The 13,206-nt window shown below is 67.1% G+C and carries 13 protein-coding genes and 4 pseudogenes; 9 read left to right on the top strand and 8 right to left on the bottom strand.

Translation table 11 applies throughout. The features are described 5' to 3' along the window. The first annotated feature begins 46 nt into the window (after positions 1-46). Complete coding sequence (locus ADK64_RS36380) at positions 47-721, top strand: aminoglycoside phosphotransferase family protein (RefSeq protein ID WP_234384848.1); 675 nt, start codon at positions 47-49, stop codon at positions 719-721. Positions 722-1,227: 506 nt separating this feature from the next. On the opposite strand, the gene ADK64_RS44060 is transcribed toward ADK64_RS36380, so the two are convergent. Beyond that, positions 1,228-1,401, bottom strand: coding sequence for a CsbD family protein (locus ADK64_RS44060; RefSeq protein WP_078993050.1), 174 nt, complete (start codon positions 1,399-1,401; stop codon positions 1,228-1,230). 134 nt (positions 1,402-1,535) lie between these two features. Here ADK64_RS44060 and ADK64_RS36370 point away from each other — a divergent pair, with 134 nt between their 5' ends. From ADK64_RS36370 to ADK64_RS46810, 3 genes and pseudogenes are all read left to right on the top strand, one after another. Continuing rightward, complete coding sequence (locus tag ADK64_RS36370) at positions 1,536-1,706, top strand: hypothetical protein (protein WP_053666529.1); 171 nt, start codon at positions 1,536-1,538, stop codon at positions 1,704-1,706. A 310-nt stretch (positions 1,707-2,016) separates the two neighbouring features. After that, positions 2,017-2,908, top strand: a pseudogene (locus tag ADK64_RS44055) (IS5 family transposase). A gap of 158 nt (positions 2,909-3,066) precedes the next feature. Continuing rightward, positions 3,067-3,453, top strand: coding sequence for a hypothetical protein (locus ADK64_RS46810; protein ID WP_199829818.1), 387 nt, complete (start codon positions 3,067-3,069; stop codon positions 3,451-3,453). Here ADK64_RS46810 and ADK64_RS49275 read toward each other — a convergent pair. Together ADK64_RS49275 and ADK64_RS36345 are read right to left on the bottom strand one after the other, a co-directional pair. Then, positions 3,399-3,677, bottom strand: a complete 279-nt coding sequence (locus ADK64_RS49275; RefSeq protein WP_078993049.1) for an SDR family NAD(P)-dependent oxidoreductase — start codon at positions 3,675-3,677, stop codon at positions 3,399-3,401. The genes ADK64_RS46810 and ADK64_RS49275 overlap by 55 nt on opposite strands. A gap of 98 nt (positions 3,678-3,775) precedes the next feature. After that, positions 3,776-3,988 carry an ATP-binding protein gene (locus ADK64_RS36345; RefSeq protein WP_053666355.1) on the bottom strand — a complete coding sequence of 71 codons (213 nt, stop codon included), beginning with the start codon at positions 3,986-3,988 and terminating at the stop codon, positions 3,776-3,778. 461 nt (positions 3,989-4,449) lie between these two features. Here ADK64_RS36345 and ADK64_RS36340 point away from each other — a divergent pair, with 461 nt between their 5' ends. The 3 genes from ADK64_RS36340 to ADK64_RS36330 all read left to right on the top strand — a co-directional run bounded on the left by ADK64_RS36340 (position 4,450) and on the right by ADK64_RS36330 (position 6,679). Then, positions 4,450-5,061: a DUF6230 family protein gene (locus tag ADK64_RS36340; RefSeq protein WP_063790002.1), complete on the top strand. Its 612-nt coding sequence runs from the start codon at positions 4,450-4,452 to the stop codon at positions 5,059-5,061. 36 nt (positions 5,062-5,097) lie between these two features. Next, the gene (locus ADK64_RS36335) at positions 5,098-5,613 is read left to right on the top strand and encodes a DUF6114 domain-containing protein (RefSeq protein ID WP_159046415.1); all 516 of its coding nucleotides are present in this window, start codon (positions 5,098-5,100) and stop codon (positions 5,611-5,613) included. 574 nt (positions 5,614-6,187) lie between these two features. After that, positions 6,188-6,679 carry a hypothetical protein gene (locus tag ADK64_RS36330; protein ID WP_053666352.1) on the top strand — a complete coding sequence of 164 codons (492 nt, stop codon included), beginning with the start codon at positions 6,188-6,190 and terminating at the stop codon, positions 6,677-6,679. A gap of 29 nt (positions 6,680-6,708) precedes the next feature. Here the strand turns inward: ADK64_RS36330 and ADK64_RS36325 are convergent. Together ADK64_RS36325 and ADK64_RS44045 are read right to left on the bottom strand one after the other, a co-directional pair. Then, positions 6,709-7,017: pseudogene (locus tag ADK64_RS36325) on the bottom strand (sensor histidine kinase); the annotation flags it as partial. A 90-nt stretch (positions 7,018-7,107) separates the two neighbouring features. Further along, positions 7,108-7,931: pseudogene (locus tag ADK64_RS44045) on the bottom strand (IS5 family transposase). A gap of 1,126 nt (positions 7,932-9,057) precedes the next feature. On the opposite strand from ADK64_RS44045, the gene ADK64_RS36310 reads away from it, so the two are divergent. After that, positions 9,058-9,891: a PIN domain-containing protein gene (locus ADK64_RS36310; RefSeq protein ID WP_234384847.1), complete on the top strand. Its 834-nt coding sequence runs from the start codon at positions 9,058-9,060 to the stop codon at positions 9,889-9,891. A gap of 304 nt (positions 9,892-10,195) precedes the next feature. On the opposite strand, the gene ADK64_RS36305 is transcribed toward ADK64_RS36310, so the two are convergent. Together ADK64_RS36305 and ADK64_RS36300 are read right to left on the bottom strand one after the other, a co-directional pair. Next, the gene (locus ADK64_RS36305; protein WP_053666349.1) at positions 10,196-10,771 is read right to left on the bottom strand and encodes a hypothetical protein; all 576 of its coding nucleotides are present in this window, start codon (positions 10,769-10,771) and stop codon (positions 10,196-10,198) included. 346 nt (positions 10,772-11,117) lie between these two features. After that, positions 11,118-11,594, bottom strand: coding sequence for a hypothetical protein (locus ADK64_RS36300; protein WP_324614483.1), 477 nt, complete (start codon positions 11,592-11,594; stop codon positions 11,118-11,120). A 307-nt stretch (positions 11,595-11,901) separates the two neighbouring features. On the opposite strand from ADK64_RS36300, the gene ADK64_RS36295 reads away from it, so the two are divergent. After that, the gene (locus ADK64_RS36295) at positions 11,902-12,756 is read left to right on the top strand and encodes an IS5 family transposase (protein ID WP_053666348.1); all 855 of its coding nucleotides are present in this window, start codon (positions 11,902-11,904) and stop codon (positions 12,754-12,756) included. A gap of 336 nt (positions 12,757-13,092) precedes the next feature. Here the strand turns inward: ADK64_RS36295 and ADK64_RS47920 are convergent. Beyond that, positions 13,093-13,206, bottom strand: a pseudogene (locus ADK64_RS47920) (DUF2267 domain-containing protein); the annotation flags it as partial.

Genomic DNA, 13,206 nt, shown 5'->3' with positions numbered 1-13,206 from the left:
TCCCGTTCCTGCCCGAAGTCGTCGTCGGCAGCACGACCCTTTGCTCTTGATCACCAGGCTCGAGCCCGGGGCGTCTTTGTTCCAGGTCGTCGACTCGATCGACCGGGATCAGGCTGGCAGGCAGCTGGCACGGTTCTTCGCGGCCCTGCACGACCTCTCGGCCGGCGAGCGGCCCAGGCTGCTGTCCGGTAGGCTCACCGGCGCTCAGCTCCCGCCAGTCACCGCCGGGGTCCTGCGCGAGCGGTTGGTGCGGTGGACCCAGCCGGAGCAACGCCGTACCGTCATGCGCTGGTGCGATTGGGCCGCCGCCGTGCTGGCCACTCCCGGTCCGGCCGTGCTGGTCCACGGCGACCTGCATGGCGACAACCAAGTGTGGGACCACGTCGAACTCCAGCTGGTGGTGGACTTCGAGACCGTCGGGACCGCAGAGCCGGAATATGACCTGCGCGCCATTCCCGGTCCCGGGATGGGCCCGGGAATGGAGCTGCTGACCGCCGTGATGCGTCACTACCAGCAGATCACCGGACGGCAGATCTCGCCCGAGCGGGCGATGGCCTGGCATCTGCGCAACGCCTTCAACGACGCGCTGTGGCGCAGTGAGGCCGGCATCCCCGTGCCGGACCATCGGACACCGTCACAGTGGGTGGACGACCTGTCCGCCCGCCTCACCGCGCTCGACATCGACCCTGGGACGTCACCGCCACGGCCCAGCCGGACATGACCCCGCGCCGACGTCCGGTCCGACCCCGCCCTCTGACCCGGCAGGGGTTGGACCATGCAACCGGGATAACCGATTTCCGTCACTGACGGTGACGTTTCCCGAGGTCACTTGGCTACCCGTCAGGTGGCCGTGGGTTGGGGAAGAGCTAACTGGCCGCCGACACCGGAGAGAACCGAGGTGGTAGAGGCAGACAGCCACGACATCGAGCCACAGCTCGCTGTCGGCGCTGTGGTTCAGCCGGGGCAGCACCCGTTCGGCGAGCGGCCGACGACGGGCGGTGACCTTCTCGAAGATGCGCCGGTCGGCAGGGGTTGGTGGCGCGCGGACCGGGGCGCGCGAGGGGCGGCCCGCTTCGGGCGGCGGACGGTGGTGTGAGCAGGGTGGTTGCGTGGCTGGCTCGGCCTCCCGCACCGCTCGGAAGCGCCGTCTGAGGAGGAATTCGGTGTGCACGGCGGGGCTCCACTGCATCGAGGTGGAGCCCCCAATCCGTGACGAACACCGGAGCGTCAGCGCTTGAAGACGTCCTTGATGTCTTCCTTGGCCTGCCGGGCGTGGCCGGTGGACTTCTCGACCTGTCCCTCGGCGGTCACGCGTTCGTTGCCGACCGCCTGCCCCACCGCCTTCTTGACCTTGCCCTTGGCCTGCTCGGCCAGTGCCTTGGCCTTCTCACCAGCAGTCATGACGGATGTGCCTCCTCTAACGGGGTCGTCTTCGGGGTAAGCACCGTCTGCCCACGGCCACCCTTCATAAACAAGGCACCCGGAGTGCATACCTGAGGGATCCGGGGACAACCGAGCGTCAGGAGGTTATGACTATGGTTCCCCTGCTGCTCGTCCTGCTACTGGCACTGCTTCTGTTCGGTGCCGGTTTCGCGCTGAAGATCCTCTGGTGGGTCGCGGTCGTCGTACTGGCGGTGTGGTTGCTCGGCTTCGTGATGCGTTCGGTTGGGCCCGGAGGTGGCCGGAGCCGTTGGTATAGGTGGTGACCTGACAGCGCCTGACTGCCTGGGCGAGGGCCCGACCGGACATCTACCGGTCGGGCCCTTCCTTCGTACGGGCCGCGGGTGAGCGTGCTCGGGAGCAACGAAGGAGCGGAACGGCGCCGGCCCTAATGAACGAGTCGGCCCCAACCGCACCGGACAGGGAGAGGACCGAAGAAGAGGGCGCGTCCGAGTGCCGGCCAGTGCTTCCTCCGGAGGCGCTCCTGCTGCCGGCGCCGGCCATCCGCAAGGCCGGGCAGCGGTGTCGGCTTCTGGAGAGCCTGTGCGCCGTCACGGCCGTCCTAGGCAGTTTCCTTTGGATCAGTCGGTCGTTGGTCCGGGTCTGCCGTTAACAGACGCGCAGTGGGCGCGGATCGAGCCGTTACTCCCGGACCGTACGCCGAAGCGGGGCGGCCGCTGGCGGGATCACCGCCAGGTGATCGACGCGATCGCCTTCAAGTTCCAGACCGGAACGCAGTGGGTGCACCTGCCCGAGAAGTACGGCAACTGGCGAGGTATCTACAACCGGCTGCGGATGTGGGCCGTCGACGGCACCTGGGAGCGGGTGTTCACCGCGCTCATGGCCCAGGCCGACGCCAACGAGGACCTGACCTGGGCCGTTTCGGTGGACTCCACGATCGTGCGCGCTCACCAGCACGTGGCCGGGGCCCGCAAAAAGGGGCCCTGGCCCGCGAACCGGCCGACCACGCCATCGGCCGATCCCGCGGCGGACTGACCACGAAGATCCACCTCGCAGCCGACTCCCGCTGTCGGCCTCTTGCCTTCGTTCTCACCGCCGGACAGGCCGGCGACGCACCCGCCTTCACCGACGTCATGGCCAGCCTGCGCGTTCCCCGGCGGCGTGGTCGTCCGCGCACCAAGCCAGACGTGGTCCTTGCAGACAAGACATCCCACGCGGATAAGCGTCATACTCATCTCGCGCGATCCGCGACCACCTGCGAAAGCGCGGTATCCGGGCGGTGATCCCCATCCCGGCGAACCAGCGGAGCCATCGGCTGCGACGCGGCAGCCGGGGCGGCAGGCCGCCAGCCTTCGACCGCGAGGCCTACAAACAGCGCAACACCGTCGAGCGGTGCATCAACCGCCTGAAGCAATGGCGGGGCATCGCGACCCGCTACGAGAAGACCGCGACCATCTACCTGGCCGGACTCCACATCGCCGGCATCTTCCTCTGGTCCGCCCGGTGATCCAAACGAAAGTCCCTAGGCCGGTGGACTCTACGCTCTGGGTTGCCGCCTCCACCGGCGGGACTGCTGTTCTCACAAGTTGGGTGACAAACCGAGGGACGGCCCGTGCTGCCCGCATTCAGGTCGAAGCCTCCTCGCGAGCCCAACAGCTGGAGCACATGCGTGAATTGCGACGTGAGGCCTACGCAGATGTGATCGAACGCGCACATGAGACCGCGGAACTTCACTTCCAAGTGAAGGGTGCGCTCACGGGGCCCGTCGAGCAGCTGGTGCAGCGGATCGAGAACCTCCGTGGTGAGTTACGTGTGGCTTTCGAACCGCTGATGCGGTCCATTTGCCTCGCCATCCTGGAGGGGCCAACCCGTGAGGCAGAGGCCGCAGAGGCGCTCAGCAAGTCGGTGATCACAGCCAACAGGGCGCTACACCCTCTGGAACAATCAGACGAGGGTGTACAGGCCGCATACGAGCTGGCGGAGGTCGAGTTCCACCGTCAGCTAGAGAGATTTACTGCTTCGGCCCGCGACGCACTGTCGAGCATCCAGTAGGCCCGCCAAGCGCGCGGCACTCGCTGAAACCTTCCGCTGTGGAGCGGCTGTGGAGCGGCTTTTGGGCGGGAGCTGCCATGGCCGCGGACGCCCCCTTTGGAGGCTCCGTAGCCGGAAACGCCGGGGAAGCCGCTGAGCCCGGTGACGGAGGCGACGTTGACGATGGAGCCGCCTCCCGAACGTCCTCGTCGATCCCCTCTGATGGTGACCCGCAAGGACGTCACCGAATGGCGGGCCGTCGCGCCGAAGCGGGCGCGGTCAGCCCGCCGGCAGGATCACCACGAACCGCGCCCCGGGCCTGGGTCCGGGTTCGTGAGACACCTCAACCCCCTGCTGGCTTGGCCAGACGCCGGGCGAGCGGCAGGCCGAGGCCCGCGCCGGCGTCGGCCCGCCCGCCGGGCTGGAAGAGCAGGCCCCGGAAGGTCCCGGGCGCGCCCCCGCCGTCGTCCATGGCCTCGATCCGCAGACCGTCCTCGCAGCTCGCGCTCAGAGTGACCGTCGTACGGGCGTAGCGCACCGCGTTTTCAAAGACCATTATGTGACAGCCTTTAGTTCACATTCTCGAATAATACGAAATCCGACCTTCCGGAATGCGTACCGAAGCGCGGGAGGCGGCGACATTTTCATATGGTTGCCAGTCGTGCTGGTGACGAAATTCCCAGGTGCTGCCTGTGCTGCCTGTGCTGCCTGTGCTGCCTGTGCTGCCTGTGCCGCCTGTGCCGCCTGTGCCACGTGCGCACGGCGGTGCGATAGGTCATCCGGGCGGCTTCGCACGGGAACGGCGGCGCCGGGCTTGCAGAGCATCCTGGAGTGTCCGATGCTCGACCCGTCGCCGTTCAATGGAGTAGATGGAGAATTCGAAATTCGGCAGATATTCAAGGACGATCGCACGTGTGAAACGTGAGTGAAGCTGGGCCGTGAGTCGACGAGCCGGAGGCGAAAGCGTCGCCTGCCGTTCGTTCCCTGACGAATCCCTGCCGAACGAGGAGTTGGAAAATGCGAAGGACGCGCTGGAAGCGTTTTGCCGCCATCCTGGCCCCGAGCGTTGCCAGCGCTGGTGTCCTGACCGTGAGCTTGGCTCAAGGTGCTCTCGCAGCATCCTTCTTCATCTCCGGTGAAACATTCAAGATCGCCGCAGATTCCCTGACGGGCAAGGGCCTGAGTATCTACGGCATGGTGGATGTGACACGCAAGGGCAAACTCGTGCCGGTCACCGTTACGGGAGTGAGGGCCGCGAAGATCGACGGGCTATGCCTGTCAGTCCTCTTTCCGATCCCCGTACTCGGCACTTACACCCTGCGACTGACCGGCGACCACGACCGTCCTGCCACGGCACGGAACATGTTCTTCGACATCAGCCTGCTCAAGGCCGGCGAAGCGAACCTGAACAACCTGGACATCGGCGTCGCTGCCGGATCGCTCACCTCGGGCGAAGTGTCCCCCGGCGACCGGGACTCGAAGTTCTTCGATCCGAACAGCATCGCGATGCAGAGTACGGCCGCCACAATGAACAACCTTCGCGTCAACGCCGTTGCGGCCTCCTTGGGCTCTCTCGACCTGCCCGGAGCGCGGCTGTCATTCACATCGGGCGCCCACGAGTGCTTCTGACCTCCCGCGTGCCCGGAGAGTAGTGAGCCCTCTTACATGAGAAACCCGACCATGCCGGCCGAGTGGCGTGAAGCCCTTTCCCGTACGAAACATGGATTTCGAACCTGGCGCGACACGCGCCCCTTCTGGGCAGGCCTGATCACCCTGTCAGCGAGTCTGCCGATCATGTATTTTCCCTACGCACACCTGAGTTGGGGCAGTGTCACCTTGGCACTCTCCAGCACTGCCGGTGCCGCATCGCTGGTCATCGGTATCCTTCTCGTCGTTCTCGGCCTCCTCCTGTGGTTTCAGCAGAACGCGCGCCTCTTCGCGGGAATCGCCGCGATCCTGATGTCCTTGATCGCCTTGCCGCTCGCCAACTTCGGTGGCCTTCTGCTCGGTACGCTACCCGGCCTGATCGGCGGCTCCCTCGCCTGCGCCTGGATGGCACCCGACGGCACCTCATTGCCTGGGGATCCCGTAGACGCCAGTCACGAGCCCACCACGGCCCAGAACGACGGCCTCACCCTTTTCTCGGCGCCACCGGCGGAGGGCGGACCTCATGCTCAGTGACCGCTCCAGCGTCCCGCCCCACGACGGCAAGCCGGTCGCGATCGGCACGCTCACGGCACGCGACCCGAGAGCGCGCACCACATTTCCCGTACCAGTGGGGCACCTGTTGCTGCTGGGCTCGCTGCCTCTCGCTCTCCTGGCGATGGCAACCGAGCTACCGAGAACGGGACCGGCGACGCCAGGCCACTCCGTACCGAGCGCACATCGGGACTTCACGTCCGGAGCAGACACCGGCCACGTTTCCTGCACGTCCCGGAGCCACCCTACGGCCGGGCCTGCGGAGCAACCGGCAACGGCATCCCGGATTCCTGAACCTGACGCGGACCACTCTCGTCCGGCGAACGCGTCCCGCCCGCCCGGCCGGCGAGTCGACGGCCCGACGTTGCGGACGCAGCCTTCGCCCACGGCCGGACCATACCCGGCGCATCGCCCGGGCGCGGACGCGACGACTGCTGTCCCTGCCGGCCATCTCTCCTGCCGCCGCACAGGACCACCGCACGAGCGAGGCCAGGTGCTCGCCTCTCCCGGACAGCCAGCCTCCCCCCGACGTGGCGACGGCATCCACCGCACCCCTATGCCCTCGATCGTCCGCACTCCGGCTGTTCCGGCCGAGGGCTTCTGGACCCTCACATCGCGGCGGCTCGTGCTGTATGACACGCAGTTCGCGGGTGTGGTCACCGTCAAGACCGCGGCAGGAACGAATCGACTGCTCAAGTTCACCGTCCGCTCGTTCGAAGCAGCCGACCTCGACCTGACGATCCGAAGGGGTCTCGCCACATGGCACCTGAGGGCCGGCGCCGGCACCGTCGCCACCGCCGGGAGCCCGACGACGCTGTACGCGGAAAGGCTGGTCGGCAAGGCCTTCAGCCTGGGCCGCAGGACGAGCACGCCCCGCGGACGAGTCGTGATCAGCCCGAGCTCCGTTCCGCGGTGGCTCTCTCCTCGGGTTCCGGCTGCGTGGAACGCCCGCCATCGAGCGGTCACCATCGAGGGGGCAGCCCTCTACCGGATCCGCCTGGCCGGCGGAACTCTGAAGATGCCGAGGCCTCACCTCACGATGGTGTAGCCGACGACAGACAAGCGCGTTGAGGGCGGTCAGGCCTCGGGCAGGGCGACGACGAACGGCGCCCCGGGCGCGTGGCCGGGGTCGTGGGACACCTCACCCCCTGCCGAGCGGGCCAAACGCCGGGCGAGTAGCAGCCCGGGGCCCGCGCCGACGTGCCCGTCGCCGGGGTCGGCCCGCTTGCCGGGTTGGAAGAGAAGCTCGGTGAAGGCGGCCGGTACGCCCGGGCCGTCGTCCGTGACCTCGATCCGGATGCCGCCGCCCTCGCGGTCCGCGTCGAGCGTGACCGTCGTACGTGTGTACCGTACCGCGTTGGCCAGCAACGGACTGGCACCCCGCTGCCGTCAGGAGCCCGCACCCCGGCCCCGTGGGGCCTGCGCCGCATGACCCCTTAGTGAGCGTTTGATTCTCGGTTGTCTGTTTCATTTGGCTTAGGTGTCACGCCAGTTGGTGGTGGCTTCGTGGGTGAGGCGGCGGGTCATGAGGTTGATGGCGGCCAGTTGGATCATGGCTGCTGATCGGTGTGGATGGGTTTCGTAGTCGCGGGCGAGGCGGCGGTGGTGCATGAGCCAGCCGAGGGTGCGTTCGATCACCCAGCGGCGGGGCTGGACGTGGAAGCCGCGGGTGGTGGGGTCGCGTTGGACGATTTCGAGGTCGATGCCGAGGTGGGCGGCTTGTTCCACGGCTTTGGTTTTGTAGCCGTTGTCGGCCCAGGCTTTGGTGATGGTGGTGTGGCGCTGGCGGACTTGAGTCAGGAGTTGGGTGCCGGCGGCGGAGTCGTGGACGCTGGCGGCGGTGACGGCCACGGCCAGCAGGAGGCCGAGGGTGTCGGTGACGATGTGCCGCTTGCGTCCGATGATTTTCTTGGCGGGGCGATGCCTTGGCTGGCCAGGTGGACGGTGGCGGAGGTTTTGATGCTCTGGCTGTCGATCAGGCAGGCGCTGGGCTCGCTGGTGCGGCCTTCGGTCTGGCGGACTTTGCCGCGTAACAGGCCGGTGAGCTGGTCGAAGATGCCGTCGGCTTCCCAGAGGGCGAAGTAGCCGTAGACGGTCTGGTGGGGCGGGAAGTCGTGGGGCAGGTAGCGCCAGGGGATGCCGGTGCGGTCGACGTAGAGGATGGCGTTCATCAGGCCGCGCAGGTCGTGGGTGGGCTTGCGGATGCCGTTGCGGGCCTGGCGCCAGGCTTCGAGGGTGGGGCGGATGAGTTCCCAGCGGGCGTCGGACAGGTCGATGGGGTAGGGCCGTGAGGGCTGCATGATGCCTGGTTATGCGGTGGCGGTCGGCCTGAGCAGGGCGTGTGCGGGGGTGTCGGTTGCACCGGGGCGTGCATTCTCATTCTCGTGTGAACCGGTAGATTTCTGAATGAGATAGGAGTTCTTGTGTGGAAACCGGCGCATAACTGGTCCATCAATTACAGCAGAAGCCATTTTTCCGGCGGAACACTTGGGTTGATGCTCGTGTCTGACCTCAGAAAATCACCATCAACCATCTGATAAGCGAATCAAACGCTCACTTAAGACGTTCACGGTCACGATCACGGCTCCGATCACCACGACCGTCCGTGCGCTGGACGAGGAGGACGCGCGCCGGACGGCGATAGCTGGCTGGGCGCCGAGCCCGGACGGCACCGCAACGGCCCGCCTGACCGGACCGCCCGGATCTTGGGCCGCGAAGTTCAACGGCACCCCGAGCGTCAAGGAGGTCCGGCGATGAACCCGATCGAGCCGCGCACGTTGATCCACAAGGATCTGAACGCGCAGGCGGCACCCAGTACAGAGACATCCTGACCGTCGAACCGATCCCGCCGGTGCCAGGCGAGCCGGTGCGCCTGCGGGTGCAGGCGCCGGACCCGATGGGCGCGATCCGCACCTGATAGGTCATCCGCCGGCTTCCGTCGCCCCCGGGCGATGCGGACGGGGGACTCCGGCGCCTACGGTTCCGGGCTCGCCCGGGTGCTGGCTGCCGCCGGTGTCACCGTCGGGGACATGGACCGTCCGGACCGCAAGACGCGGCGGATGAGGGGCAAGTCCGACCCGATCGACCCCTACGCCGCCGCGACGGCCGTGCTGTCCGGCTGGCCACTGGCACACCGAAGAGCCGGGACGGCGTGGCCGAGATGGTGTGGGTGCTATGGACCGGGAACCCCGGCACCCGGGGAGGTCCGGTACACAGCCGGGCGGGCATCAGCAGCACGGTGCCGACGGACCTGCGCAACCCGGGGGAAGAGGCGGTGGCCGCCTGGCAGGATCAGCGCATGCTCATCACGCCCCGCCCGGGAGCTGACCGCGCCGCTATTCACCAAGACCTCCGCGAGGTCCGCTTTGCAGCCGAGAGTCTTCGCAGCTCAAACGGTGCTTACGAGCACCTCTTGGACTACCTGCAATGGGTCACCAACACAGCAGTCGGCTCCGCTCCCAGATCAGTGACAAAGACCTCGATCACCTCGTCTTCACTGACCGCTACCAGGTACTCCTTGCCGGCTGCGGCACGCTTGCCCAAGCGCTGGACGCGAGCGACGGCAAGCTCATCGCTGTCCCCCAACATCGCCTCGTCAACAACCTGGTGGACCTCGAAGTAGACGAACGCATCGCAGACTTCGAGGAAGCCGAGAAGGCTCTGGCGATGCAGATAGACCGCTGGACCGGCCCCGGGCACTTCGTCGTCGCCGACTCCAGCTTCTACATCCAGAACCCGGACCGGCTATCCGAGGCCTACCTGCAGCAAGTGCTCGGGTTGCCGGCCGAGGACCCCATCCGGCTGCTGTTGCCGATCGCCGTCGTCGACGAACTCGACAGCCTGAAGGACTCCGGCAAGCACCGGGCCCGCTGGTGTGCCTCCCACACCCTCGGGCTGCTGGACGGCGCCCTGAACGGCTGCACGTTTGGCGTCCTGCGGGACGCCTCCCTGTGGCGCGGCGAGGTAAACGTGGAGATCGTCCTGGACCAGCCCGGCCACGTCCGCCTGCCCATCACCGACGACGAAATCATCGACCGGGCAGTAGCCATCCAGGCCCTCGCTGGCAGGGAGGTATGGCTGCTGACGTGCGACACCGGGCAGCACACCCGCGGCCGCGCCGCTGGGCTGAAGGTGACGAAGGTACCAGCGAAGGACCCGGGCCAGGAGCCGGACTGGGATGCGCAGGACAAGCCCGGCAATGGGGCACGGGCGCAGCGCCGAGCACGACAAGAGGCGAACACCGCCCAGGCTGAGGCGTGAGCGCTGCCTAACGCCCCACGCCTCCACGCAGTTGAGCGCGACGGAGCTGTCCTTTGTCTGGCATTCTGACCGAAGCCTGCTCATCTACCACGGGACGCCGTGGCACCCGGGACGCCAGCATAGTCGAGCAGCGCTGCCGCGGCTGGAAGTAGTGAACCCGGCCACGGACGCCCGGCGGTGTGGATGCCCTGGCTGACACTCGCGCAACCGCCGGGCACTTGCGGCACCGCACCTGGCGAATGGCTGACTGAGCGAGCGCGGGACCCAGCTGAAGGGGCCGAGTCCCGCGCACTACCTTGAGCCGCTACGGCTGGGTCCAGGGGATCTGACGCACGTTGCCGGTGTCGTTGCAGCCCCCGTAAGGCCCCGCGGTGTCGTAACCCGTGGCGTAGTAGTGCTGCGACGTCCAAGCGGCGCAGCCGCTGTTGTCGAGATCAGCACCCGCACGCCAGGAGGTCGGGGAGGCGTCATAGATGGAACGCCCCTCCCCGCTCGCATAGTCCCAGGTGAGCTGCCCGGTGTTGTACGCATCCGTCGCAGTGGACTCCGAGGAGAAGTCCGGCACTCCACCGGAAAGGCCCTCTGACCCGTACCCGAAGTCGACGACCGACTCACGAGCGGCGAAGGCCTTAACGTACCTGGAGTCCCAGGTCCATTCGGCGATGACGTGTTTGCTGCAGCTGTCGTAGATCTGGGTGACGGTTCCAGCGACCATGCCGTAGGCGTTGTACGTCTCGGCTTTGCCCTCCTGCGATCTTCCGCATGGGGCTGTGGCGCGAGTTTCGGCGTCAGCGGTACCGCCGAGACCGATGGCGCCGACGCTGGCGAGGGTGACGGAGGCGAGGGCGACGGCGCGTCTGGTCTTCCCGAGCTTCAGCATGGGTGTGTTTCCCCCCTGTGCGAGTGGCGGCCCTGGTGAGGGCCTTGAGCGTTCCCCGTTTCGGCCGAATCTAGGGTCGGCAACGCATCGTGTGGAGTGTCTGGTTGCACAGTGAAGCGGGGATTCCGGTGCCGCAGTGCACAGTGAGCCGGGAGAGAGCAGGCGGGGCCTGTCCCGGCACTGACGGCTGACCAACACTGCCGGGCAGCCAAGACACGGTAGTACGGCACCGCGAGGCGTCGACCGATCGGCTGCCGCGCGCTGACCGCCTTCCGCCCCACCTCGGCTGAGACGGGACGGTCATATGTCTGGGCGCCGATCAACCCCGCCCCGTAGACCGAAGCCGTCAGCTGAGCCCGAGCGTCTTCTCGGTAGTGGTCCAGTCGGTGGCGATCGCCTTCTGTGCCGCGTTGAGTTGGACCTTCCCCGAGCAGACTGCCGTGTGGATCTTGGACTCGATGGGATCCTTTTTGTTGTTGATCCCCGAGCCCGGCTTGTGCCCCGGGTCCGGCGGCTGAACCCACAAATTCCGTGCATCGTTGGGGTCACCTCCGTCCTCAAGCGGGACCAGATGGTCCTCCTCTGCATCCCTCAGGCTGCCCGTGAAGCCGTAGGAGGCAGCGTTGAGCTGCTTCTCCTTGCCGGTGATCGACGCCGGCGGCCGGATGCCCTTGGTGTAGCCGGGCTGGCAAATCGTGGACTTCAGGTTCGCCTGGGTGACGGCTGGGGAGGTCGCGCCCGGCGTGCACTTCGGATCCGGAAGCGGCTCCCCACTCGCGGTCTTGCGGTAGTGGCAGCTGCCCGCCGGGGGCTGCTGCTGCACGGTGTACGTCTTCTGCGGTCCTGGCCCCTGAGGAAGGTCGGCTGGCGCACCGCAGCCGCAGTCGACCCCGGCGAGCCGGTTGCCCGGGCCCCGCCCTTCCCGGAGTCGGAGCCCGAGTGCGACCCGGACGAACACCCCGCCAACAGCAGGCAGGACAACAACACCGGCGACACGGCACGGTGGACAGAGCGCATGACGACCCCTCAGTGGACGTTAAGTCCGATCTTCCTCGGTTCGTGATCGCTCGATCGTGGTACTGATCGTTGGGCTGGCCATCTGCTGGGCATGTGCATGCTGAGATGCGGGTATGGAGCGAGAGCCGTACCCCAGCGACTTAGCGGACGAGCAGTGGGCGTTGATCGAGCCGATGATCACGGCCTGTAAACAGGACCGGGTGGCACGGTCAGCGACCGGAGATACCGGATCCTGCGATCTGCGGGAGGTCGTGAACGCGATCTTCTACCAGAACCGGACGGGCTGCCAGTGGCGCTACCTGCCCCATGACCTGCCAGCCTGGTCGGCGGTGTTCTACTACTTCGGCCTGTGGCGCCAGGACGGCCTTGACCAGCGGATTCAGGAACTCCTGCGCTGCCAGGTACGGGAGAAGGCCCGGCGATTAGAGGACCCGTCCCTCGTGATCCTCGATACCCAGTCCGTGCGTGCGGCCGCGGGTGTCCCGAAGACTACGACGGGACTGGACGCCAACAAGAAGGTGTCGGGCCGCAAGCGGGGACTGGCCGTCGACGTTCTGGGGCTGATCATCGGCGTCGTCGTGCTGGCCGCATCCGCCCACGACAACACGGCCGGCACCGCCCTGCTCGACCAGGCCGCCGAGCGGTGCGGGATGCGTCTGGAGAAGGCTCTGGTGGACCAGGGCTTCAAGGACGAAGTCCTCATCCATGGCGCGTTGTTGGACATCGACGTCGAAGTCGTCCGCCGCAATCCGGCCGACCAGGGCAAAGGCTTCGTCCCGCAACCGAAGAGGTGGTCCGTGGAGCAGGTCAACGGCACGTTGATGCTGCACCGCAGGCTGGCCCGCGAGTACGATCACCGGCCCGACACGTCCGCCTCGCGCGTCTACTGGGCCTCGATCGCGAACATGATCCGCCGCCTCACCACACCGAGTCCGGCCTGGCGCGACACCCTCGGACTGGCCGCGTGAACGTCATCGAGCTCCTGGCCGACCTCCAGGCCCAGCACGACAAGACCACAGCCCGTGCCGACGAACTGCGTGACCAGATCCAGCACTTGACCGCCGCCCTGACCGAGACCGAAGCGCGACTCGCGAACCTGGTCACCACCCGGGAGGTCATCGCCGAACTCGCACCGGCTTCAGGCCAACCCGCACCACCCGAGACGAACACCGCCTACCAGGCCATCGTGAACACCTTCAACCAGCATCCCGATCAAGAGTTCCGAGCCCGTGAGCTGCACGAACGCCTCGGCATGCCCACCGACGAGGCATCCGTCAACATCACCCGCAGCCGCCTCGGACGCCTCACCCGCCAAGGCTCCCTAGCAGGTCCTCGCCGGCCGTGTCGGCGACCGTGGACAGCACGGCGCTGACGTCCCAGGTCGCGGTCTGCTCGGTGGCGCCCTCGATCCAGGCTGC

It is taken from the genome of Streptomyces sp. MMG1121, from assembly GCF_001280015.1.
Taxonomy (GTDB): domain Bacteria; phylum Actinomycetota; class Actinomycetes; order Streptomycetales; family Streptomycetaceae; genus Streptomyces.
This window is presented reverse-complemented; position numbering and strand designations above follow the sequence as displayed.